Raw genomic sequence first — 23,662 nt, forward strand, 5'->3', positions numbered from 1 at the left:
TATAAAAAACTAAATTTACTTAATACCTCCTATTTACTAACAATATAGTCACAAATATGAATATTTTTAGTAGCTTCAGGATAGTCTACCCCAAAATACTTCCGATTAATGCTACAATATCCTTTGCCATCAACATTATAAATATACTTACACACTTCTCCAGAAAGCGTTGTAAAGAATAAAGTAATCGTCTCTGGGACGTGATTAAAATTAGGCTTGTTACCTAAGATATGTTGATGTATCTCTTTTTGATGTGCTTTCGAAATTACATATAATCTTTGCTCCGCATTTAACTTTGGTATCAGCTCACCGTCTAAACTTTCTCCAAATAAGATTCGAACATTAAATATCGGTTGATTGTTAACAATTTCAAGAGATAAAATTTTATCTCTTTTATCCTCATTAGAATAAGATTCTTCAAAACTATTAGCTACTACATATTGTTTGTTATTTTCTGATTTTCGTAGATGAAACCAATATTTATCATCAAAATATACTCTACAGTTTGGCTTGATAAGCTGATAATCATTGCTTAAAACCAACTCTGGTCGATACTTACGTAATTCCTTTTCTTCTTCGAGTGATAATTGTAAATGGACAACAATCAATGAGATTACAATTCCAGCGACACTTCCATAAAAGCTCAACCAATCACCCAATCCAGAATTCAAATAATTGGAAAAAATTCCTATAACAGCTGAGAAAAAGGGACCAGATGCCATCACTAGTAACAATAAAAATATCAGCTGTTTTATGTTGTTTTTTAAATATTTTTTCATATTTCCCTAAAATTCAATCCCTTTCCCAAACTCCTCAACATCATCTGGCACATCGCTAAACAAAGTCACATGTCCCATCTTGCGGTTGTGCTTCGCTTCTATTTTACCATACATGTGGAGGTGAGCGCTTGGATTTTCTGTGACATATTTTTCAGCAGCCTCAACGTGTTGGCCGAGAACATTCAGCATAACGGCCGGCGCATGTAGTTTGATAGCTGGCAATGGCGCTCCCAGAACACCCAAGATATGGGTATCAAACTGCGAGAAATCACAGGCTTCAATAGAATAGTGCCCAGAGTTGTGTGGACGTGGGGCGATTTCGTTGACAATGATATCATCAGCTGTCGCAAACATTTCTACACAGAGAGTTCCAGACAGGTTAAGCTGTTCAGCAATCTTCACTGCCATGGCTTTTGCTTTTTCAGCTAGACTTTCTGAAATACGGGCTGGCACAATGGTTTTTGAAAGAATGTTGTTTCGGTGGATATTTTCCTGAACTGGGAAAACTGTCACATCCTTGCCATTTCCTGACACGATGACAGAAATTTCAAGGTCGAAGTTGACAAATTCTTCCAAAACACAGTCTGCTGAGTCAGCTAGCGCATAGGCTTCTGCCAAATCTGCTTCTGAGCGAATGACCTTTTGTCCATGCCCATCGTAGCCACCTGTTGCAGTCTTGAGGACATAGTTTTTAGAAAGGTCAATATCTGCCAAATCTTGGATTGAGGTCACAACCTTGTAAGGTGCTACAGTGACTTGAGCCTTGTTTGAGAGGAAGTCCTTTTCAAAAATCCGATTTTGAGAAATGCGAAGCAGGTCCGTCCCTTGTGGAAGTTGCCCATCCTTGACAACCGCATCCAATCCGTCGGCATCGACATTTTCAAACTCATAGGTGAGGACATCGCAACGCTCTGCCAGCTGACGAAGAGCATCCACATCGTTATAAGGAGCCACGATGATTTCCGCCACGCGAGAGGCAGGACAATCTGCCGCAGGATCCAGCGCTATAACCTTGTGCCCCATATAGATAGCAGAAATAGCCATCATTTGACCCAGCTGACCACCACCGATAATTCCAATTGTTTTAGATGAGCTCATTTGTCGACTCCTCTGCGATTTTTCCTTGCTCCTTTGCGAAATCTGCCAATGCTGTCGCGATAGACTGATCCTCTACTGATAGGAGACGAAGGGCAAAGAGGGCAGCGTTGGTCGCACCTGCTTCACCAATAGCCATAGTTGCGACAGGCACTCCACCTGGCATCTGGACGATAGAGTAGAGCGAGTCCACACCACTAAGGGCACGCGATTTTACGGGCACACCAATGACTGGAAGGATTGTTTTAGCTGCGACCATACCTGGCAAATGAGCTGCGCCACCTGCACCTGCGATGATGACCTTGATACCACGACTACGCGCTTCTTCGGCATGCTTGAACATGAGATCAGGTGTGCGATGGGCAGAGACAACCTTCTTTTCGTAGGCTACACCGAAGCGGTCTAGGACTTCGGCTGTTTTTTGCATGGTTACCCAATCGGATTTTGAGCCCATGATGATGGAAATTACGGGTTTCATTTCTTCTCCTTTTTCCTCTTTTTCTACAATCACCTTAGGTTGTGAGGGACGGCAGCAGCCACCAAAGGTGTCTCATGCCTAAATTGGAAGCCCAAGGTCTTCCAATTTCCCTGAACGATTGGATTATCATCCAACTGTTCTTTCACAACAGCGGTGATTTTTCTATATTAGCTCGCTAACGCTCGCAAACCATACGACCATTAACGTATTTTGTGAATTTTGATTCTTCTTTTTGATAATGGTCTTAGATGGCGGGGATGGAAGCAAACCTTCGGTTTCATTCCTAAACTTTGAGCCTAAGGTCTCAAAATTTCCTTCGACCAGAACAGATACTGTTCTGGTCTTTTCACCACGGCGATTATTATCTTACTTCGGTTCGCTTTCGCTCGCCATAACAAAATTAGTATCTGTTAATCTTTTATCGCCTTGCTTCCGATATCTGTTCGGTAGAAGAGGCCTTCTGTTTTTTGTTGGGTGAGTTCTTGGTAGATGGTATCTTGAGCCTCTTTGACGGTATCTGCTGTGGTAACTAGCATATAGACCCGTCCACCGTTTGACAGCAGTGCTCTGCTATTTTCCGCAAACTTAGCCCCTGCATAATAGGTGATAATGTCGCCTTCTGTCTTGGCTGGCAACTTGACACCTTTTTCATAGTCTAGCGGATAACCATTGGATGCGACAACCACACCCAGAGTCACACCCTTGTCCGTCCAGGTGATGTTTGGCTCCTTGCTATCCAGAATATCTGTGATATTTTGGGCAAAATCAGAGGTCAGACGAGGCAGGATAATCTGTGTTTCAGGATCTCCGAAACGAGCGTTGAACTCGATGACTTTCGGTCCGTCTGTTGTCAAGATAAGACCTGCGTAAAGAACTCCCAGATATGGACGCCCTTCTTGGATCATGCCCTCTAGGACTGGCTTGACAATAGTCTCCACCGCTGTATCAACCACACTCTGTGGTAAGTGTGGAACTGGCGCATAGGCACCCATCCCACCAGTGTTAGGCCCCTTATCGCCATCATAGGCACGTTTGTGGTCCTGAGCTGTTGGCATAATGTAGAACTTGTCCCCATTGACAAAGGCAAAGAGGGAGAACTCCTCCCCATCAAGGAATTCCTCAATAACTACACGCGCACCTGAGTCACCAAATTTATTGTCCAAAAGCATCTCGTGAGCGGCTTCTACTGCTTGCTCGACTGTCTCAGCAACGACAACACCTTTCCCAAGAGCCAAACCATCCGCCTTGACGACGATTGGAGCGCCTTTCTCCTCGATATAAGCCTTAGCTGCCTCGAAATCTGAAAATGTACCATAGGCTGCTGTCGGAACGCCGTATTTGACCATGATTTCCTTGGCAAAATCCTTGGACCACTCCAGCTCCGCTGCCAATCTTGTCGGACCAAAGGCTTTGAGACCAGCTGCATGGAAATCATCCACGATACCAGCCGCAAGGGCGTCATCTGGCCCTATAAAGGTCCAAGCAATATCGTTGGCTTTTGCAAATTCAATCAATTTAGAATGTTCGGAAATAGAGATATTTACCAATTCCAAACCATCCAGAGTCATTCCGTCATTTCCAGGAGCTACAAATACTTTTTCAACGTCTTTTGATTCAAGTAACTTTTTAGCAATCGCATGCTCACGACCACCCGAACCGACAACAAGCAGTTTCATTTCTCAACCTCTTTTGCGAATTATTTACTAACATTATAACATAAACGTTCGTTTTAATCTTGTTTCACTTCGCATTTTTACGCAAAAAAGGAAAGAAACTGTTTTCTTCCCTTTACCTTCTTAATGTCTAAAATGTCTCACGCCTGTAAAGACCATGGTCAAGCCATATTTATCCGCAGCTTCGATAGACTCTTGGTCACGGACGGACCCACCTGGCTGGATGATGGCCTTGATACCTGCTTTGGCGATTTCTTCCACGTTATTAACAAAAACAAAATCTACAAAAGCTCTCCTATGTAATCCTGAAACATATCAATTATATCTGCTTTAAATTTTCCGTTTTCTACATTCATAAAGGTTCGATTTTTATAAACTTCTCTATCTAATAAAAAATGTGTTTTAAAAATATATTTTTCATCTCCTACCTCTTTTAAATGTTTTAATGATCCATTTCTAAGCTTTCTAGTGTGCTGTATGAAATCAAATACAGCATCTAGATTACTAGTTAAAGCATTATATCGAATCTCAATAGCTAAATCTGATAATGTTTTTTTAACATACTTATCTTTAGTGTATAATGTTGTTGTTAAAATAATGTTATCCTTTTCAATATCTCTAGAATGTGATAAGTAATTATCAATTGTCTGCTCAGAAAAGGTACTGACAGAAAATTTAAATTTAAAATATTCATCAAGCCCATAATAACGAGGATTATAATGAAAGTATTTTGACCCTTTAAACTGTTGATTACAATCTTTACAAGATGGAACTAAATTGAATTTTGATACACAAAATAGAGAAAAGATTGATTGAGGGTAAAAATGCTCTATATCTGCAGTCGTAAATTTTCTATGGTTAACAATAGAGTTTGAATTACAATACGGACAAACCTCGCAACTGTATAACCCCCATAATCTTACTCTATATAATTTTCTAAACTGCTTATAATTTAAAAATTTTTCGAGTTTTTCATTCAATTCTATAAATTTACTAAAAACCTTATTATTTTCTTTTTTAAAATTAGAAAAATTAGCAGTCCTATAGTAGAGATAATTACAATCAATTAATTCTTCCATTTTGGGATAGTGAGTTGTACATTGCAGAATATTAGAAACCCACTCTATTCTATATTTCTTTTCATCCGAAGCTTTCATTTTTTTTAGCTCCAAATAAAATCTACCTACTAAATAATACTCAAACAATAAACTGTCTGATTTGTTTTTTATATTAAACCATTCATCAGTTATCAATAATTTAAAATTATTCATATTGCCACATAATTTCAAAATTTCTGGAATTATTCTATACGTATTTCCTCCCGTAGATAATTTTTCTAATAAACTCTTGTAGTAATTTTCGAAACATGCATTAATTTCTTTTATTTGTGGTTCCTGAGGTAATTCTAATTTAATCACTATCTTCTATACTTCTTTCAATTAGTATCTTCAAAACTGGATCATCAATATATTGATAAATCTCTTTATCACGTTTTAATATTTTTTTTCTAGCAAATTCCCCGATTGAGTAGTCCAAAAAGAATGTATCTGACAATATATCAATAATATTTGCAGCAAAAGTTTTTTCTGCTCTTTTGATTACTATCATCTTCTCTTTCTCTTCCAGAGAAAAAACATTTTCTTTGGGAACATCTGAAATCATATATGGAGAATGCGTCGCTATAATAAACTGAATATTCACAGCTGAATAGTTATTAACAAGAGTGATACAATCATCAATAAATCTTCTACACCATTCTGGATGAAGGTTCAAATCAGGCTCATCTAATACCAGAACACAATCCCTCCCATCTTTACTCGCTTTCCTTATTTCCATGAATATTGAAGAAAACGTGTTAAAATAGACAATCTCTCCGTCGCTTAGATTTTCAAATTGAACGGAGAATAAATCGGAAAATTCTACCATAAGCAATTCTATGAAGTTAAAATTTATATCTTTGTTACTCAAAGAAGAACTAGATACTTCAATTTTATAAGCGTTACCTTGGAAATATCCATATTCCTCCGAATTCTTAAAGTTAGAAATAAGAGCCTTTAAAGCATCTCGATTAATAAATGGAGTATCTCTACTACTTTTCCCTTCAAAATATTTTATCCTCTCACCCCAGTCTCTTAAATCATTTACTATGTTTTCCAAAAAGGCTATTTTATCTTTCAAAAATTGCTCTGAAATATAGTCTTCCCGCAAGTAAAATAAATCTACTTCCCGCAATCTATTAAAATCCCCCCTATTTGACTCTTTTATAATAGAGAAAATTCTTTTTCTTGGCTCTCCATTTTTTTCTAAAAATTCTATCAGATTCAGTAAATACTTTTCTAAAACTTGAACTATAAAAAAATGTATTTTATGTTTTCTAAAGTAATAATTTTGGACTATTCGACTATTGAAGCTACTAGAATTTTCTCCAACTTTCAATCTCAACCTTCTTTTCAACTGTTCTGGTAATACATCTTCAACATCCATAATTCGATCATTACCATAGAGTTCATCTAATATAGCTGGACTATTGGATGAGTATAACTGTTTCTGATTAACTTTTAAAAAAATTTTTTGCTTTGTAACATTACTGTTTTTGGCTTCTACAATAAATCGAAACACATTTTCAGCAGATTCCACTTGCTTTACATTCCGGATTATAGGACTACTATGCGAGTTAAAAGTTCTATAAGAATCTCTGTTGAACCAATCTACAATTGGACTAGATCTAATTAAGGATATTTGTAATTCTATACTTATTTGACTATTAGAAGGAGTGACAAACTTATTGTTCCCCACGCTCACAAATAACCCTTTCTCTGTACTCAAATTCTCTATTTTATCAATCAAACTGGGACTACCATCAATCAAAAAAAGATTATCTTTAATATGAAAAAACAGTATAAAAATCTAATTATCCGCATAAACACTGGACTTATCACACTTTATCAAGGTCAAAACCACTCAATTTACTACTAATTTACTACTTATGAATGAGCTTTGATACGACGATTTATCCTTGAAAAGTGAAGATACAAAGATACTTCCAATAAAATTGAATATTTAATAGGTAGACACTTCAAAAAATGAGGTGTCTATTTTTTTACCCAATATTTGAAAGGAAGTGAACTTATGAAAACAGAAAATCAAGAATCAAAAGGTCGCTCCCCTCCCTTTAAGACCATCAAACAAACAAGATTTATCAAACAATAAAAAGAAAGGATAGGTAAAAATATGGAACTTAAATTTGTGATTCCCAACATGGAAAAAACATTTGGCAATTTAGAATTTGCTGGCGAGGATAAAGTAGAACAGCGAAGAATCAACGGACAATTAACTGTCTTATCTCGAAGCTACAACCTCTATTCTGACGTTCAAAGAGCAGATGATATTGTGGTGGTGCTTCCTGCTGAAGCTGGAGAAAAACATTTCGGCTTTGAGGAACGTGTAATGTTAGTCAATCCACGTATTACCGCAGAGGGCTATAAAATTGGTACTCGTGGATTCACAAATTACCTTTTACATGCGGACGACATGATAAAAGAATAAAGAAAGAGAGGAAAAATGATGAGATTACCTAATGGCATTGTATTAGATAAAGACGCTACATTTGGAGAATTAAAGTTTTCAGCACTCCGTCGTGAAGTACGAATCCAAAATGACGACGGTACGGTTTCAGATGAAATCAAAGAACGTACCTATGATTTAAAATCCAAAGGGCAAGGACGTATGATTCAAGTGAGTATTCCTGCCAGTGTTCCTTTGAAAGAGTTTGACTATAACGCAAAAGTGGAAATCATCAATCCAGTTGCAGATACCGTCGCTACCGCTACCTTCCGAGGGGCAGATGTTGACTGGTATATCAAGGCAGACGATATTGTATTGACGAAAGATTCCAGTACCTTTAAAAATCAGCCACAACCTAAAAAAGAGCCAGCCACGGATAAATAGTCATGCTACTTCCACTAGAGAGAAAGGAGGAAATCCCGCATGAAACAGTTTGGCATTCGTGGTAAAAGGATTCGCCCAAGTGACAAGGATTTAGTCTTTCATTTTACAGTAGCGTCCTTACTGCCAATTTTCCTGCTGGTTATCGGACTGTTTCATGTGAAGACAATCCAGCAGATTAACTGGCAGGACTTTAACCTATCACAAGTAGACAAGATTCACATTCCCTATTTAGTTATTAGTGTTAGTGTCGCAATTCTTGTCTGCTTGCTGGTGGCATTTCTATTCAAAAGATATAGATATGATACAGTAAAACAACTGTACCACCGTCAAAAGCTGGCTAAGATGGTACTTGAAAACAAGTGGTATGAATCGGAACAGGTCAAAACAGATGGCTTCTTCAAAGATTCGTCCAGTCGTACTAAGGAAAAGATAACCTACTTTCCCAAAATATTTTATCGCCTTAAAGATGGTTTAATACAGATGCGAGTGGAAATCACGCTAGGAAAATATCAAGACCAGCTCCTACACTTGGAAAAGAAATTAGAAAGCGGATTGTACTGTGAGCTGACGGATAAAGAGTTAAAAGATTCTTATGTGGAATATACCCTGCTCTATGACACCATCGCCAGTCGTATTTCTATTGATGAAGTCCAAGCCAAAGATGGCAAACTACGCTTGATGGAAAACGTATGGTGGGAATATGACAAGCTCCCTCACATGCTCATAGCTGGTGGTACAGGTGGCGGTAAAACTTACTTTATACTGACACTGATTGAAGCCTTGCTTTATACAGATTCTAAGCTCTATATTCTTGACCCAAAGAACGCCGACCTTGCCGACTTAGGCTCTGTGATGGGGAATGTCTACTACAGAAAAGAAGATATGCTCTCCTGCATTGACCGTTTCTATGATGAAATGATGGCACGAAGTGAAGCTATGAAAGAGATGGAAAACTATAAGACTGGCGAGAACTATGCCTACTTAGGACTTCCTGCAAACTTTCTTATCTTTGATGAATACGTGGCTTTCATGGAAATGCTGGGAAATAAAGAAAATACCGCAGTCTTAAACAAGCTCAAACAGATTGTCATGTTAGGTCGTCAAGCTGGCTTCTTTTTAATACTGGCTTGTCAACGTCCAGACGCAAAATATTTAGGCGACGGAATCCGTGACCAGTTTAATTTCAGAGTGGCACTTGGAAGAATGTCTGAAATGGGCTATGGCATGATGTTTGGCAGTGATGTACAAAAAGATTTCTTCTTAAAACAAATCAAAGGTCGTGGCTATGTTGATGTGGGAACAAGTGTCATATCAGAATTTTACACTCCCTTAGTACCAAAAGGTCATGACTTTTTGGAGGAAATAAAAAAACTAACCAACAGCAGACAGTCCACGCAGGCGACGTGCGAAGCGAAAGTCGCAGGTGTGGACTGATCTTGCTGGCTGGTGTGGCGATAGCCACGCCAGCACCTAACCCCCCGTATCTAACAGGGGGGTACAAATCGACAGGAAACAGTCAAAAAAATAGCAGAAAATTCTTTGGTTACAAGGAGTTTAGAAAATTTCGTGGTATGTCAAATGAGCTTCAATAGTTGACATACCTTTTTTAATTGGAGGGATTTAACTGAATGAACAAACTTTGATACAGCATTTAAAGGAAAAACGGTTGGCTTATGGGCTATCTCAAAACCGACTGGCTATTGCTACAGGCATTACAAGGCAATATCTTAGCGACATTGAAACTGGCAAGGTTAAGCCATCAGACGAGTTGCAACAATCCCTTTGGGAAACTCTGGAACGCTTCAATCCCGATGCCCCACTTGAAATGCTCTTTGACTATGTAAGGATTCGCTTTCCCACAATGGACGTACAGCATGTGGTTGAAGAAATATTGCAATTGAAACTTTCCTATTTTCTTCATGAAGACTATGGCTTTTATTCTTATTCAGAACATTATGCCTTAGGCGATATATTCGTTCTCTGCTCTCATGAGATAGACAAAGGTGTTCTGGTGGAATTAAAAGGTCGTGGGTGCAGACAATTTGAAAGCTATCTTCTAGCACAACAAAGAAGCTGGTATGAGTTCTTTATGGACGCTTTGGTGGCTGGTGGCGTGATGAAACGCCTTGACCTTGCCATCAACGATAAAACAGGGATTTTGAATATTCCCACACTGACGGAAAAATGCCTACAGGAAGAGTGTATTTCGGTGTTCCGCAGTTTCAAGAGCTATCGCAGTGGCGAACTGGTACGCAAAGATGAAAAGGAATGTATGGGAAACACGCTTTATATCGGTTCATTACAAAGCGAAGTCTATTTCTGTATCTATGAAAAGGACTATGAGCAGTACAAGAAAAATGATATTCCCATTGAAGACGCAGAGGTTAAAAACCGTTTTGAAATCCGACTAAAAAATGAGCGTGCCTATTATGCAGTACGTGATTTACTTGTCTATGATAATCCAGAGCATACAGCTTTTAAGATTATCAATCGGTATATCCGCTTTGTGGATAAGGACGATTCAAAAGCACGTTCCGATTGGAAACTCAATGAAGAATGGGCATGGTTTATTGGAAACAATCGTGAACGATTAAAGCTAACCACAAAACCAGAGCCTTACTCTTTCCAAAGGACACTAAACTGGCTATCTCATCAAGTCGCCCCGACCTTAAAGGTTGCTATTACACTTGATGAAATTAACCAGACGCAGGTTGTGAAAGACATTCTCGACCATGCGAAACTGACAGACCGACACAAGCAGATTTTAAAGCAACAGTCGGTAAAAGAACAGGACGTGATAACGACAAAAAAATAACTTAAATACAAATTCACTGCATACAGAAAGGAGAACATTTTTATGAATTTTGGACAAAACCTTTATAACTGGTTTCTATCAAATGCTCAATCACTGGTACTTTTAGCAATCGTTGTAATTGGCTTGTATCTTGGCTTCAAGCGTGAGTTTAGTAAACTGATTGGCTTTCTCATCATTGCGATTATTGCGGTGGGCTTGGTGTTCAACGCTGCTGGAGTAAAAGACATTTTATTAGAGCTATTTAATCGCATTATCGGTGCTTAAATTAAACCGTTATTTTGTGGAATATAAGTGGTTTTCTTATGTTCCGCAAAAGAATGGTACACCAAACGAAGTGCGGTAGGGATTTTTGAATCTCTACAAAGAAAGGACGTGAACACATGGACGATATGCAAGTCTATATTGCCAACTTAGGTAAATACAATGAAGGAGAATTAGTCGGTGCTTGGTTTACCTTTCCCATTGATTTTGAAGAAGTCAAAGAGAAAATCGGCTTGAATGATGAATACGAGGAATACGCCATTCACGATTATGAGTTACCCTTTACGGTTGACGAATACACTTCTATTGGCGAACTCAATCGCCTATGGGAAATGGTATCGGAGTTGCCAGAGGAACTACAATCCGAGCTATCTGCTCTGCTCACTCATTTTTCAAGTATTGAGGAACTAAGCGAACATCAAGAGGATATTATCATTCACTCGGATTGTGATGATATGGCAGATGTCGCACGTTACTACATTGAAGAAACTGGAGTATTGGGCGAAGTGCCAACCAGTCTTCAAAACTATATTGATTACGAATCCTATGGTCGTGATTTAGAAATTTCGGGAACTTTTATCACAACCAATTATGGGATTTTTGAAATCGTCTATTGAAAGGATTGATTCTATGAAGAAAATACGAAGCTATACCAGTATTTGGTCTGTTGAGAAAGTGCTGTACTCCATCAACGATTTTAGACTTCCGTTTCCCATAACCTTTACGCAAATGACGTGGTTTGTCGTGTCACTGTTTGCGGTTATGATACTTGGCAACTTGCCACCTCTTTCCATGATTGAGGGAGCATTTCTCAAATATTTTGGAATTCCTGTGGCTTTCACATGGTTTATGTCTACAAAAACCTTTGATGGTAAAAAGCCTTATGGATTTTTGAAGTCTGTCATTGCTTATGCACTGCGACCAAAGCTGACCTATGCAGGGAAAAAAGTAACCCTTGGCAGAAACCAGCCACAAGAAGCCATTACGACAGTTAGGAGTGAATTTTATGGCATATCCAATTAAATACATTGAAAATAATCTGGTCTGGAATAAAGATGGCGAATGTTACGCCTATTATGAGCTTATTCCTTACAATTACTCATTCCTAAGTCCAGAACAGAAAATACAAGTGCATGATTCTTTCAGACAGCTTATCGCACAAAATCGTGATGGCAAGATTCATGCTCTACAAATCAGTACAGAATCCAGCATACGTTCTGCACAAGAACGTTCCAAAGAGGAAGTAACTGGCAAACTCAAAGTAATTGCCTATGACAAAATCGACCAACAGACAGACGCTTTAATATCCATGATTGGCGAAAATCAAGTGGACTACCGCTTCTTTATCGGCTTTAAGTTGCTTCTCAACGATCAAGAGTTTTCTATGAAAAGTCTTACCGTTGAAGCCAAAAATGCTTTGTCTGATTTTGTCTATGATGTGAACCATAAGCTAATGGGCGATTTTGTCAGCATGAGTAATGATGAAATCCTGCGTTTTCAGAAGATGGAAAAGCTCTTGGAAAATAAAATCTCTCGTCGTTTCAAAATCCGTAGACTGGATAAGGACGACTTCGGCTATCTGATTGAACATCTTTATGGACAGACAGGTACAGCTTATGAAGATTATGAGTACCATCTATCAAAGAAGAAGCTGGATAATGAAACGCTGATTAAATATTATGACCTTATTAAACCGACCCGTTGTCTGGTGGAAGAAAAACAGCGATACCTAAAAATTCAACAGGAAGACGAAACCGTCTATGTGGCGTACTTTACCATCAACAGCATTGTCGGCGAATTGGACTTTCCGTCCTCTGAAATCTTCTACTACCAGCAACAGCAATTTACATTCCCGATTGATACTTCTATGAATGTGGAAATCGTGGCAAACCGTAAAGCACTAAGCACCGTTCGTAATAAAAAGAAAGAACTAAAAGACCTAGATAACCACGCATGGCAAAGTGATAACGAAACCAGCTCTAATGTGGCGGAAGCTCTGGAAAGTGTCAATGAGCTGGAAAATAATTTAGACCAAAGCAAGGAATCCATGTATAAGCTCTCTTATGTGGTGCGTGTTTCCGCAAATGACTTGGACGAATTGAAACGTCGTTGTAATGAAGTGAAAGATTTTTATGACGATTTAAGTGTCAAGTTGGTACGACCATTTGGAGATATGCTGGGCTTACATGAAGAATTTTTACCATCAAGCAAGCGTTATATGAATGACTATATTCAGTATGTAACCTCTGATTTCTTAGCTGGACTTGGTTTCGGTGCTACTCAAATGCTTGGCGAAAATGAGGGTATTTATGTTGGCTATAGCTTAGATACAGGACGCAATGTCTACCTCAAACCTGCTCTTGCCAGTCAAGGGGTTAAGGGTTCAGTAACCAATGCATTAGCGTCTGCCTTTGTAGGTTCGCTAGGCGGTGGAAAATCCTTTGCGAATAACCTTATCGTCTATTATGCAGTGCTTTATGGGGCACAAGCAGTGATTGTTGACCCGAAAGCGGAACGTGGCAGATGGAAAGAAACCTTGCCAGAAATCGCTCACGAAATTAATATTGTCAATCTGACTTCTGATGAGAAAAATAAAGGCTTACTTGACCCTTACGTGATTATGAAAAATCCCAAAGATTCTGAATCACTGGCAATCGACATTTTGACGTTCCTTACGGGGATTTCATCACGAGATTCTGACCGTTTCCCTGTTCTACGAAAAGCCATTCGTGCTGTAACTAATAGTGAAGTGCGAGGTCTTCTGAAAGTGATTGAGGAATTACGGGTTGAGGGAACTCAAATAAGCACCAGCATAGCCGACCATATCGAAAGTTTTACAGACTATGACTTTGCACATCTGCTCTTTAGTGATGGATATGTGGAGCAGTCTATCAGTCTTGAAAAACAACTGAACATCATACAGGTTGCCGACTTGGTACTTCCCGATAAAGAAACCTCCTTTGAGGAATATACCACAATGGAGTTACTATCGGTGGCAATGCTGATTGTCATTAGTACCTTTGCGTTAGACTTTATCCATACAGACAGAAGCATTTTTAAAATTGTTGACTTAGACGAAGCGTGGAGCTTCTTACAGGTGGCACAAGGTAAAACACTGTCTATGAAACTGGTTCGTGCTGGACGTGCTATGAACGCTGGGGTATATTTCGTGACCCAGAATACAGATGACCTTTTAGATGAAAAGCTGAAAAATAATCTTGGTTTGAAATTTGCGTTCCGCTCTACTGACCTTAACGAGATTAAAAAGACCCTTGCCTTTTTCGGCGTTGACCCAGAGGACGAAAATAATCAGAAGCGATTGCGTGATTTGGAAAATGGACAGTGCCTTATCAGTGATTTATATGGTCGTGTCGGTGTGATACAGTTCCACCCTGTATTTGAAGAACTGCTCCATGCCTTTGATACCAGACCACCTGTGCGAAAAGAGGTGTAAATGTGAAACCATCAATAGTAAACAGAATAAAATCAAACTGGACGCTGAAACGTCTAGGTAAAGTGGCAATGACAGTGGCTTTCACACTTGTGATTGCCATTTTTCTTTTAGCCATGCTGGGAACGGTGGTTCAAGCTGCGGGCTTGGTAGATGATACGGTCAATGTGGCAAATGAATACAGCCGATACCCACTTGAAAACTATCAACTGGATTTTTATGTGGATAATAGCTGGGGCTGGCTTCCGTGGAACTGGTCGGACGGGATTGGAAAACAGGTCATGTATGGACTATATGCCATTACCAATTTTATTTGGACAATCAGTTTGTATGTTTCCAATGCGACAGGTTACTTAGTACAGGAAGCCTATTCCTTAGACTTCATTTCCGCTACAGCAGATTCCATTGGTAAGAATATGCAGACCTTAGCTGGTGTGAGTGCAAACGGATTTTCAACAGAGGGTTTCTATGTTGGATTCCTCTTACTCTTGATTTTGGTTCTTGGGGTTTATGTTGCCTATACGGGACTGATAAAGAGAGAAACCACAAAGGCAATTCATGCCATTATGAATTTTGTGCTGGTGTTTATCCTATCGGCTTCCTTTATTGCCTACGCTCCCGACTACATTAAAAAAATCAATGACTTTTCATCAGACATCAGTAATGCCAGTTTATCACTTGGCACGAAGATTGTCATGCCCCATTCCGATAGTCAAGGCAAGGACAGCGTGGACTTAATCAGAGATAGCCTGTTTTCCATACAGGTTCAGCAACCGTGGCTACTGCTTCAATACAACAGTTCAGACATTGAAAGTATCGGTATTGACCGTGTGGAAAGCCTGCTCTCCACCAGCCCAGATTCCAACAATGGCGAAGACAGAGAAAAAATTGTTGCGGAAGAAATTGAAGACAGAAGCAATACCAATCTAACCATTACAAAGACCATTAACCGTTTAGGTACAGTCTTCTTCCTATTTGTCTTCAATATTGGGATTTCCATATTTGTATTCCTATTAACAGGAATCATGATTTTCTCGCAGGTACTTTTTATCATCTATGCTATGTTTCTGCCTGTGAGCTTTATTTTAAGCATGATTCCATCATTTGATGGTATGTCAAAACGAGCCATAACAAAGCTCTTTAATACCATTTTGACACGAGCTGGAATCACATTGATTATTACGACAGCATTTAGTATTTCAACCATGCTCTATACCTTATCGGCTGGTTATCCGTTCTTTTTGATTGCTTTTCTACAGATTGTGACCTTTGCAGGAATCTACTTCAAGCTGGGCGATTTAATGAGTATGTTTTCTCTACAGAGTAACGATTCTCAAAGTGTGGGAAGTCGTGTGATGAGAAAACCTCGTATGCTTATGCACGCTCACATGCACCGTCTACAGCGGAAACTTGGACGTTCCATGACTACTCTAGGGGCTGGGTCTGCCATTGTTACAGGTAAAAAAGGACAGTCGGGTTCGGGGAGTTCTGCAAGGACACAAGCAGATCACTCCCGACCAGACGGAAAGGAAAAATCAACACTTGGAAAACGTATCGGTCAAACCATCGGTACAGTAGCTGATACCAAAGACAGAATGGTAGACACTGCTAGTGGTTTGAAAGAACAGGTTAAAGATTTGCCGACCAATGCAAGATATGCAGTATATCAAGGAAAATCCAAAGTAAAAGAGAATGTCCGTGATTTAACCAGTAGTATTTCTCAAACCAAAGCGGACAGAGCCAGTGGACGCAAGGAACAGCAGGAACAAAGGCGAAAAACCATTGCGAAGCGTCGCTCTGAAATGGAACAGGTCAAACAGAAAAAACAGCCTGCTTCTTCTGTTCATGAAAGACCGACTACAAGACAAGAACAATATCATGATGAACAGACCTCAAAACAGTCTAATATTCAGACTTCATATAAGGAATCTCAACAAGCCAAACAAGAGCGTCCAGCAGTTAAGTCCGATTTTTCAAGTCCAAAAGTGGAACGCCAAGGCAATACCGTTCAAGAAAAAACCGTTCAAAAGCCAGCAACTTCAACCACTACAGCAGATAGAACTTCACAACGTCCAATCACAAAAGAACGTCCGTCTACTGTTCAAAGAGTACCACTACAAAATACAAGAAGTAGACCACCAATCAAAACCGCCACCATTAAGAAAGTCGGTAAGAAACCATGAAGTTGAAAACTTTAGTGATTGGTGGTTCTGGATTATTCTTGATGGTCTTCTCACTGCTTCTGTTTGTTGCCATTTTATTTTCAGATGAACAGGACAGCGGAATTTCCAATATTCATTATGGAGGTGTGAATGTTTCCGCAGAAGTGCTGGCTCATAAGCCTATGGTAGAAAAATATGCCAAAGAATATGGCGTTGAAGAATATGTCAACATACTTCTTGCGATTATACAGGTGGAATCGGGCGGTACTGCGGAAGATGTTATGCAGTCCTCGGAATCCCTCGGTCTTCCACCTAATTCATTGAGTACAGAAGAATCCATTAAGCAAGGTGTGAAGTATTTCAGTGAATTATTAGCCAGTAGCGAAAGGCTCAGTGTAGATTTAGAATCGGTTATCCAGTCCTACAATTATGGTGGTGGTTTCTTAGGGTATGTGGCTAATCGTGGAAATAAATATACCTTTGAACTGGCTCAAAGTTTCTCAAAAGAGTATTCAGGTGGCGAAAAAGTGTCTTACCCCAATCCCATAGCCATACCTATCAATGGGGGCTGGCGATACAACTATGGCAATATGTTTTATGTGCAACTGGTAACGCAGTATCTTGTCACAACAGAGTTTGATGATGATACGGTACAAGCCATCATGGACGAAGCACTGAAATATGAGGGCTGGCGATACGTTTACGGTGGAGCTTCCCCGACTACTTCTTTTGATTGTAGCGGACTGACACAATGGACGTATGGAAAAGCTGGAATTAACTTACCACGAACCGCACAACAGCAATATGATGTGACCCAGCATATCCCACTATCGGAAGCACAAGCTGGCGATTTGGTTTTCTTTCATTCTACCTATAACGCTGGCTCTTATATTACTCATGTTGGGATATACCTTGGCAATAACCGTATGTTTCATGCAGGCGACCCAATCGGTTATGCCGACTTAACAAGCCCCTACTGGCAACAGCATTTAGTGGGAGCAGGACGAATCAAACAATGAGAAAGGAAGATTTAATGATGAAATTTAGAAAAAATCAGAATAAAGAAAAACAGATACCAAAGGAAAAGAAACCTCGTGTCTATAAGGTCAATCCTCATAAAAAGGTTGTGATTGCCTTGTGGGTACTTTTAGGGCTTAGTTTCAGCTTTGCGATATTCAAGCACTTTACAGCTATAGATACTCATACTATTCACGAAACAACTATCATAGAAAAGGAATACGTTGATACTCATCATGTAGAAAATTTTGTAGAGAACTTTGCGAAAGTCTACTATTCATGGGAGCAATCCGATAAGTCCATTGATAATCGAATGGAAAGTCTAAAAGGCTATCTGACAGATGAACTTCAAGCTCTCAATGTTGATACAGTACGCAAAGATATTCCTGTATCGTCTTCTGTAAGAGGATTTCAGATATGGACGGTAGAGCCAACTGGCGACAATGAGTTTAATGTAACCTACAGTGTAGACCAGCTCATTACAGAGGGAGAAAATACAAAGACCGTCCACTCTGCTTATATAGTGAGTGTCTATGTAGATGGTTCTGGAAATATGGTACTGGTTAAGAATCCGACCATTACCAACATACCTAAGAAATCAAGTTATAAACCAAAAGCCATTGAAAGTGAGGGGACGGTTGATTCCATTACAACCAATGAAATCAATGAGTTTTTAACGACGTTCTTCAAGCTCTATCCTACAGCGACAGCCAGTGAACTTTCCTACTATGTGAATGACGGGATATTAAAACCAATCGGAAAAGAGTACATCTTTCAAGAACTGGTAAATCCTATTCACAATCGTAAGGATAATCAAGTCACGGTATCGCTGACAGTGGAGTATATCGACCAGCAGACCAAAGCAACGCAGGTATCTCAATTTGATTTGGTACTTGAAAAGAACGGGAGTAATTGGAAGATTGTAAAATAACAAATATTGGTACATGATTACAGATACTTTGTAATCATGTACTCTTTTTGATAAAAAATTGGAGATTCCTTTACAAATATGCTCTTACGTGCTATAATTTAAGTGACTATTTAAAAGGAGTTAATAAATATGCGGCAAGGTATTCTTAAATAAACTGTCAATTTGATAGCGGGAACAAATAATTAGATGTCCTTTTTTAGGAGGGCTTAGTTTTTTGTACCCAGTTTAAGAATACCTTTATCATGTGATTCTAAAGTATCCAGAGAATATCTGTATGCTTTGTATACCTATGGTTATGCATAAAAATCCCAGTGATAAAAGTATTTATCACTGGGATTTTTATGCCCTTTTGGGTTTTTGAATGGAGGAAAATCACATGAAAATTATTAATATTGGAGTTTTAGCTCATGTTGATGCAGGAAAAACTACCTTAACAGAAAGCTTATTATATAACAGTGGAGCGATTACAGAATTAGGAAGCGTGGACAAAGGTACAACGAGGACGGATAATACGCTTTTAGAACGTCAGAGAGGAATTACAATTCAGACAGGAATAACCTCTTTTCAGTGGGAAAATACGAAGGTGAACATCATAGACACGCCAGGACATATGGATTTCTTAGCAGAAGTATATCGTTCATTATCAGTTTTAGATGGGGCAATTCTACTGATTTCTGCAAAAGATGGCGTACAAGCACAAACTCGTATATTATTTCATGCACTTAGGAAAATGGGGATTCCCACAATCTTTTTTATCAATAAGATTGACCAAAATGGAATTGATTTATCAACGGTTTATCAGGATATTAAAGAGAAACTTTCTGCCGAAATTGTAATCAAACAGAAGGTAGAACTGTATCCTAATATGTGTGTGACGAACTTTACCGAATCTGAACAATGGGATACGGTAATAGAGGGAAACGATGACCTTTTAGAGAAATATATGTCCGGTAAATCATTAGAAGCATTGGAACTCGAACAAGAGGAAAGCATAAGATTTCATAATTGTTCCCTGTTCCCTGTTTATCATGGAAGTGCAAAAAGTAATATAGGGATTGATAACCTTATAGAAGTTATTACTAATAAATTTTATTCATCAACACATCGAGGTCCGTCTGAACTTTGCGGAAATGTTTTCAAAATTGAATATACAAAAAAAAGACAACGTCTTGCATATATACGCCTTTATAGTGGAGTACTACATTTACGAGATTCGGTTAGAGTATCAGAAAAAGAAAAAATAAAAGTTACAGAAATGTATACTTCAATAAATGGTGAATTATGTAAGATTGATAGAGCTTATTCTGGAGAAATTGTTATTTTGCAAAATGAGTTTTTGAAGTTAAATAGTGTTCTTGGAGATACAAAACTATTGCCACAGAGAAAAAAGATTGAAAATCCGCACCCTCTACTACAAACAACTGTTGAACCGAGTAAACCTGAACAGAGAGAAATGTTGCTTGATGCCCTTTTGGAAATCTCAGATAGTGATCCGCTTCTACGATATTACGTGGATTCTACGACACATGAAATTATACTTTCTTTCTTAGGGAAAGTACAAATGGAAGTGATTAGTGCACTGTTGCAAGAAAAGTATCATGTGGAGATAGAACTAAAAGAGCCTACAGTCATTTATATGGAGAGACCGTTAAAAAATGCAGAATATACCATTCACATCGAAGTGCCGCCAAATCCTTTCTGGGCTTCCATTGGTTTATCTGTATCACCGCTTCCGTTGGGAAGTGGAATGCAGTATGAGAGCTCGGTTCCTCTTGGATACTTAAATCAATCATTTCAAAATGCAGTTATGGAAGGGATACGCTATGGTTGCGAACAAGGATTATATGGTTGGAATGTGACGGACTGTAAAATCTGTTTTAAGTATGGCTTATACTATAGCCCTGTTAGTACCCCAGCAGATTTTCGGATGCTTGCTCCTATTGTATTGGAACAAGTCTTAAAAAAAGCTGGAACAGAATTGTTAGAGCCATATCTTAGTTTTAAAATTTATGCGCCACAGGAATATCTTTCACGAGCATACAACGATGCTCCTAAATATTGTGCGAACATCGTAGACACTCAATTGAAAAATAATGAGGTCATTCTTAGTGGAGAAATCCCTGCTCGGTGTATTCAAGAATATCGTAGTGATTTAACTTTCTTTACAAATGGACGTAGTGTTTGTTTAACAGAGTTAAAAGGGTACCATGTTACTACCGGTGAACCTGTTTGCCAGCCCCGTCGTCCAAATAGTCGGATAGATAAAGTACGATATATGTTCAATAAAATAACTTAGTGTATTTTATGTTGTTATATAAATATGGTTTCTTGTTAAATAAGATGAAATATTTTTTAATAAAGATTTGAATTAAAGTGTAAAGGAGGAGATAGTTATTATAAACTACAAGTGGATATTGTGTCCTGTATGTGGAAATAAAACACGATTAAAGATAAGGGAAGATACTGAATTAAAAAAATTCCCCCTCTATTGTCCGAAATGCAGACAAGAAAATTTAATTGAAATAAAGCAGTTCAAAGTAACTGTGATTACAGAGCCAGACGCAAAGACGCAGAGCCGATAAAATGAGATTAATACAATCTCATTTTATCGGCTCTTTCCGTTATGTATGGATTCTTTTAATTAGTCTTCGATGTTTCTTGCTTCGTTGATACCGCTGGCTAAAGATTCCATTAAGGATAGTTCTTTGTCTGTAAAGCTATCCATGTATTTCTCTATCTGTAATCGTCGGGTGCTTTTTACCAAGTTATTAGCAGGTAGGGGTCCCGAGCGCCTACGAGGAATTTGTATCGATAAGAAATAGATTTAAAAATTTCGCTGTTATTTTGTACATTTAACTTGACGGTGACATCTCTCTATTGTGAGTTATTAGTGGTACAGTTTTCAACCGTTTTAATTATAAAAAAGTGGTGCATTTTTAAATTGGCACAAACAGGTAACGGTTATTGCAGGTGTATTTCTTATCTATGGGTTTAACATGGATTTTATCATTAAAATCATGAGTATTGTCCGAGAGTGATTGGTCTTGCGTATGGTTAACCCTAAAGTTATGGAAATAAGACTTAGAAGCGAACTTAAGAGTGTGTTGATTGTGCATTATCTTAAAATTTTGTATAATAGGAATTGAAGTTAAATTAGATGCTAAAAATTTGTAATTAAGAAGGAGGGATTCGTCATGTTGGTATTCCAAATGCGTAATGTAGATAAAACATCTACTGTTTTGAAACAGACTAAAAACAGTGATTACGCAGATAAATAAATACGTTAGATTAATTCCTACCAGTGACTAATCTTATGACTTTTTAAACAGATAACTAAAATTACAAACAAATCGTTTAACTTCTGTATTTATTTATAGATGTAATCACTTCAGGAGTGATTACATGAACAAAAATATAAAATATTCTCAAAACTTTTTAACGAGTGAAAAAGTACTCAACCAAATAATAAAACAATTGAATTTAAAAGAAACCGATACCGTTTACGAAATTGGAACAGGTAAAGGGCATTTAACGACGAAACTGGCTAAAATAAGTAAACAGGTAACGTCTATTGAATTAGACAGTCATCTATTCAACTTATCGTCAGAAAAATTAAAACTGAACATTCGTGTCACTTTAATTCACCAAGATATTCTACAGTTTCAATTCCCTAACAAACAGAGGTATAAAATTGTTGGGAATATTCCTTACCATTTAAGCACACAAATTATTAAAAAAGTGGTTTTTGAAAGCCATGCGTCTGACATCTATCTGATTGTTGAAGAAGGATTCTACAAGCGTACCTTGGATATTCACCGAACACTAGGGTTGCTCTTGCACACTCAAGTCTCGATTCAGCAATTGCTTAAGCTGCCAGCGGAATGCTTTCATCCTAAACCAAAAGTAAACAGTGTCTTAATAAAACTTACCCGCCATACCACAGATGTTCCAGATAAATATTGGAAGCTATATACGTACTTTGTTTCAAAATGGGTCAATCGAGAATATCGTCAACTGTTTACTAAAAATCAGTTTCATCAAGCAATGAAACACGCCAAAGTAAACAATTTAAGTACCGTTACTTATGAGCAAGTATTGTCTATTTTTAATAGTTATCTATTATTTAACGGGAGGAAATAATTCTATGAGTCGCTTTTGTAAATTTGGAAAGTTACACGTTACTAAAGGGAATGTAGATAAATTATTAGGTATACTACTGACAGCTTCCAAGGAGCTAAAGAGGTCCCTAGCGCCTACGGGGAATTTGTATCGATAAGGAATAGATTTAAAAATTTCGCTGTTATTTTGTACAATAAGGATAAATTTGAATGGTACCATAAACGACCGTTTATGGTACCTTTTCATTTTCCTGCTTTTTCTAAATGTTTTTTAAGTAAATCAAGTACCAAAATCCGTTCCTTTTTCATAGTTCCTATATAGTTATACTTAATGAGTTATGGTACATTTAAATTATAAAATTAAGGAGGTTTTTTTATGATTTTTGGCTATGCTCGAGTGAGTACGGATGATCAAAATCTTAGTTTACAAATTGATGCACTTACTCATTATGGAATTGATAAATTATTTCAAGAAAAAGTAACTGGTGCGAAAAAAGACCGACCGCAATTAGAAGAAATGATCAACCTACTACGTGAAGGAGATTCTGTTGTCATTTACAAGTTAGATCGAATTTCACGATCAACTAAACATTTGATTGAACTTTCTGAATTATTTGAAGAACTTAGTGTCAATTTTATATCTATTCAAGATAACGTAGATACTTCAACGTCTATGGGAAGATTCTTTTTCCGAGTTATGGCTAGTTTAGCAGAACTGGAACGGGATATTATTATTGAACGAACTAACTCTGGTCTTAAGGCAGCCAGAGTCCGAGGAAAAAAAGGGGGCCGTCCAAGTAAAGGTAAGCTATCAATTGATTTAGCTTTAAAAATGTATGACAGCAAAGAGTATTCTATTCGTCAAATTCTTGATGCCTCTAAATTAAGCAAAACAACCTTTTACCGTTACCTCAATAAAAGGAATGCTTAAGAT

At 38.1% G+C, this 23,662-nt stretch carries 22 protein-coding genes and 4 pseudogenes; 17 read left to right on the plus strand and 9 right to left on the minus strand.

Translation table 11 applies throughout. The features are described 5' to 3' along the window. Positions 1–29 precede the first annotated feature (29 nt). The 8 genes and pseudogenes from MK480_RS09255 to MK480_RS09290 all read right to left on the minus strand — a co-directional run bounded on the left by MK480_RS09255 (position 30) and on the right by MK480_RS09290 (position 6,893). Entirely contained in the window at positions 30–779 is a 750-nt protein-coding gene (locus tag MK480_RS09255; protein ID WP_261015022.1) for a hypothetical protein, read from the minus strand. Between the two features lie 6 nt (positions 780–785). Next, on the minus strand, positions 786–1,877 hold the full coding sequence (gene purK, locus MK480_RS09260; protein WP_268707572.1) for a 5-(carboxyamino)imidazole ribonucleotide synthase: 1,092 nt from the start codon (positions 1,875–1,877) through the stop codon (positions 786–788). Continuing rightward, positions 1,864–2,352, minus strand: a complete 489-nt coding sequence (purE, locus tag MK480_RS09265; RefSeq protein WP_045610819.1) for a 5-(carboxyamino)imidazole ribonucleotide mutase — start codon at positions 2,350–2,352, stop codon at positions 1,864–1,866. Before purE ends, purK begins: the two co-directional genes overlap by 14 nt. A gap of 29 nt (positions 2,353–2,381) precedes the next feature. Next, entirely contained in the window at positions 2,382–2,498 is a 117-nt protein-coding gene (locus MK480_RS09270; protein WP_080890690.1) for a phosphoribosylaminoimidazole carboxylase, read from the minus strand. A 264-nt stretch (positions 2,499–2,762) separates the two neighbouring features. Next, positions 2,763–4,028 carry a phosphoribosylamine--glycine ligase gene (purD, locus tag MK480_RS09275; RefSeq protein ID WP_268707573.1) on the minus strand — a complete coding sequence of 422 codons (1,266 nt, stop codon included), beginning with the start codon at positions 4,026–4,028 and terminating at the stop codon, positions 2,763–2,765. A gap of 120 nt (positions 4,029–4,148) precedes the next feature. Continuing rightward, positions 4,149–4,304: pseudogene (locus MK480_RS09280) on the minus strand (IMP cyclohydrolase); the annotation flags it as partial. 2 nt (positions 4,305–4,306) lie between these two features. Then, on the minus strand, positions 4,307–5,443 hold the full coding sequence (locus MK480_RS09285; protein WP_238096419.1) for an HNH endonuclease family protein: 1,137 nt from the start codon (positions 5,441–5,443) through the stop codon (positions 4,307–4,309). After that, a complete protein-coding gene (locus tag MK480_RS09290; protein WP_261074058.1) occupies positions 5,436–6,893 on the minus strand; it encodes an ATP-dependent nuclease in 1,458 nt (485 codons plus the stop codon). The genes MK480_RS09285 and MK480_RS09290 overlap by 8 nt, the downstream gene beginning before the upstream one ends. 363 nt (positions 6,894–7,256) lie before the next feature. Here MK480_RS09290 and MK480_RS09295 point away from each other — a divergent pair, with 363 nt between their 5' ends. From MK480_RS09295 to MK480_RS09365, 14 genes and pseudogenes are all read left to right on the plus strand, one after another. Next, complete coding sequence (locus MK480_RS09295) at positions 7,257–7,571, plus strand: YdcP family protein (protein WP_000420681.1); 315 nt, start codon at positions 7,257–7,259, stop codon at positions 7,569–7,571. Between the two features lie 15 nt (positions 7,572–7,586). Continuing rightward, positions 7,587–7,973 carry a YdcP family protein gene (locus MK480_RS09300; RefSeq protein ID WP_000985040.1) on the plus strand — a complete coding sequence of 129 codons (387 nt, stop codon included), beginning with the start codon at positions 7,587–7,589 and terminating at the stop codon, positions 7,971–7,973. A 39-nt stretch (positions 7,974–8,012) separates the two neighbouring features. After that, on the plus strand, positions 8,013–9,407 hold the full coding sequence (locus tag MK480_RS09305; RefSeq protein WP_002368310.1) for an FtsK/SpoIIIE domain-containing protein: 1,395 nt from the start codon (positions 8,013–8,015) through the stop codon (positions 9,405–9,407). A gap of 176 nt (positions 9,408–9,583) precedes the next feature. Further along, a pseudogene (gene mobT, locus MK480_RS09315) lies at positions 9,584–10,788 on the plus strand (MobT family relaxase). A 42-nt stretch (positions 10,789–10,830) separates the two neighbouring features. Beyond that, positions 10,831–11,052 carry a hypothetical protein gene (locus MK480_RS09320; RefSeq protein ID WP_001009056.1) on the plus strand — a complete coding sequence of 74 codons (222 nt, stop codon included), beginning with the start codon at positions 10,831–10,833 and terminating at the stop codon, positions 11,050–11,052. Between the two features lie 116 nt (positions 11,053–11,168). Continuing rightward, positions 11,169–11,666 carry an antirestriction protein ArdA gene (locus MK480_RS09325; protein ID WP_002368312.1) on the plus strand — a complete coding sequence of 166 codons (498 nt, stop codon included), beginning with the start codon at positions 11,169–11,171 and terminating at the stop codon, positions 11,664–11,666. A 13-nt stretch (positions 11,667–11,679) separates the two neighbouring features. Beyond that, positions 11,680–12,072 (plus strand): conjugal transfer protein, encoded by a 393-nt coding sequence (locus MK480_RS09330; protein ID WP_025186755.1) that lies wholly within the window; start codon positions 11,680–11,682, stop codon positions 12,070–12,072. Next, on the plus strand, positions 12,056–14,503 hold the full coding sequence (gene tcpF, locus MK480_RS09335; protein WP_002368314.1) for a conjugal transfer ATPase TcpF: 2,448 nt from the start codon (positions 12,056–12,058) through the stop codon (positions 14,501–14,503). The genes MK480_RS09330 and tcpF overlap by 17 nt, the downstream gene beginning before the upstream one ends. Before the next feature lie 2 nt (positions 14,504–14,505). Then, a complete protein-coding gene (locus tag MK480_RS09340; RefSeq protein WP_000804748.1) occupies positions 14,506–16,683 on the plus strand; it encodes a CD3337/EF1877 family mobilome membrane protein in 2,178 nt (725 codons plus the stop codon). Continuing rightward, entirely contained in the window at positions 16,680–17,681 is a 1,002-nt protein-coding gene (locus tag MK480_RS09345) for a bifunctional lytic transglycosylase/C40 family peptidase (protein ID WP_000769868.1), read from the plus strand. The genes MK480_RS09340 and MK480_RS09345 overlap by 4 nt, the downstream gene beginning before the upstream one ends. Next, on the plus strand, positions 17,678–18,610 hold the full coding sequence (locus MK480_RS09350) for a conjugal transfer protein (protein ID WP_001224319.1): 933 nt from the start codon (positions 17,678–17,680) through the stop codon (positions 18,608–18,610). Before MK480_RS09345 ends, MK480_RS09350 begins: the two co-directional genes overlap by 4 nt. Before the next feature lie 313 nt (positions 18,611–18,923). Then, positions 18,924–18,971 (plus strand): annotated as a pseudogene (locus MK480_RS10135) (hypothetical protein); the annotation flags it as partial. A gap of 15 nt (positions 18,972–18,986) precedes the next feature. Then, on the plus strand, positions 18,987–20,906 hold the full coding sequence (gene tet(M) / locus MK480_RS09360) for a tetracycline resistance ribosomal protection protein Tet(M) (protein ID WP_268707574.1): 1,920 nt from the start codon (positions 18,987–18,989) through the stop codon (positions 20,904–20,906). 118 nt (positions 20,907–21,024) lie between these two features. Then, positions 21,025–21,192, plus strand: a complete 168-nt coding sequence (locus tag MK480_RS09365; protein ID WP_000336323.1) for a cysteine-rich KTR domain-containing protein — start codon at positions 21,025–21,027, stop codon at positions 21,190–21,192. A gap of 59 nt (positions 21,193–21,251) precedes the next feature. Here MK480_RS09365 and MK480_RS09370 read toward each other — a convergent pair. Continuing rightward, a pseudogene (locus MK480_RS09370) lies at positions 21,252–21,389 on the minus strand (XRE family transcriptional regulator); the annotation flags it as partial. A gap of 415 nt (positions 21,390–21,804) precedes the next feature. On the opposite strand from MK480_RS09370, the gene MK480_RS09375 reads away from it, so the two are divergent. From MK480_RS09375 to MK480_RS09385, 3 genes are all read left to right on the plus strand, one after another. Then, the gene (locus MK480_RS09375) at positions 21,805–21,888 is read left to right on the plus strand and encodes a 23S rRNA methyltransferase attenuation leader peptide (protein WP_001814874.1); all 84 of its coding nucleotides are present in this window, start codon (positions 21,805–21,807) and stop codon (positions 21,886–21,888) included. A 124-nt stretch (positions 21,889–22,012) separates the two neighbouring features. Then, a complete protein-coding gene (gene erm(B) / locus MK480_RS09380; RefSeq protein ID WP_001038790.1) occupies positions 22,013–22,750 on the plus strand; it encodes a 23S rRNA (adenine(2058)-N(6))-methyltransferase Erm(B) in 738 nt (245 codons plus the stop codon). 354 nt (positions 22,751–23,104) lie between these two features. Then, positions 23,105–23,659 carry a recombinase family protein gene (locus tag MK480_RS09385; RefSeq protein WP_000576156.1) on the plus strand — a complete coding sequence of 185 codons (555 nt, stop codon included), beginning with the start codon at positions 23,105–23,107 and terminating at the stop codon, positions 23,657–23,659. The last annotated feature ends 3 nt before the right edge of the window (positions 23,660–23,662 follow it).

Source organism: Streptococcus mitis (assembly GCF_026782895.1).
Taxonomy (GTDB): domain Bacteria; phylum Bacillota; class Bacilli; order Lactobacillales; family Streptococcaceae; genus Streptococcus; species Streptococcus mitis_CB.

Coding starts and splice junctions, on each gene's coding strand:
- MK480_RS09255 (WP_261015022.1), bottom strand. CDS start 779: ATGAAAAAATATTTAAAAAACAACATAAAACAGCTGATATTTTTATTG.
- purK (WP_268707572.1), bottom strand. CDS start 1,877: ATGAGCTCATCTAAAACAATTGGAATTATCGGTGGTGGTCAGCTGGGT.
- purE (WP_045610819.1), bottom strand. CDS start 2,352: ATGAAACCCGTAATTTCCATCATCATGGGCTCAAAATCCGATTGGGTA.
- purD (WP_268707573.1), bottom strand. CDS start 4,028: ATGAAACTGCTTGTTGTCGGTTCGGGTGGTCGTGAGCATGCGATTGCT.
- MK480_RS09295 (WP_000420681.1), top strand. CDS start 7,257: ATGGAACTTAAATTTGTGATTCCCAACATGGAAAAAACATTTGGCAAT.
- MK480_RS09300 (WP_000985040.1), top strand. CDS start 7,587: ATGATGAGATTACCTAATGGCATTGTATTAGATAAAGACGCTACATTT.
- MK480_RS09305 (WP_002368310.1), top strand. CDS start 8,013: ATGAAACAGTTTGGCATTCGTGGTAAAAGGATTCGCCCAAGTGACAAG.
- MK480_RS09320 (WP_001009056.1), top strand. CDS start 10,831: ATGAATTTTGGACAAAACCTTTATAACTGGTTTCTATCAAATGCTCAA.
- MK480_RS09325 (WP_002368312.1), top strand. CDS start 11,169: ATGGACGATATGCAAGTCTATATTGCCAACTTAGGTAAATACAATGAA.
- MK480_RS09330 (WP_025186755.1), top strand. CDS start 11,680: ATGAAGAAAATACGAAGCTATACCAGTATTTGGTCTGTTGAGAAAGTG.
- tcpF (WP_002368314.1), top strand. CDS start 12,056: ATGGCATATCCAATTAAATACATTGAAAATAATCTGGTCTGGAATAAA.
- MK480_RS09345 (WP_000769868.1), top strand. CDS start 16,680: ATGAAGTTGAAAACTTTAGTGATTGGTGGTTCTGGATTATTCTTGATG.
- MK480_RS09350 (WP_001224319.1), top strand. CDS start 17,678: ATGAGAAAGGAAGATTTAATGATGAAATTTAGAAAAAATCAGAATAAA.
- MK480_RS09375 (WP_001814874.1), top strand. CDS start 21,805: ATGTTGGTATTCCAAATGCGTAATGTAGATAAAACATCTACTGTTTTG.
- MK480_RS09385 (WP_000576156.1), top strand. CDS start 23,105: ATGATTTTTGGCTATGCTCGAGTGAGTACGGATGATCAAAATCTTAGT.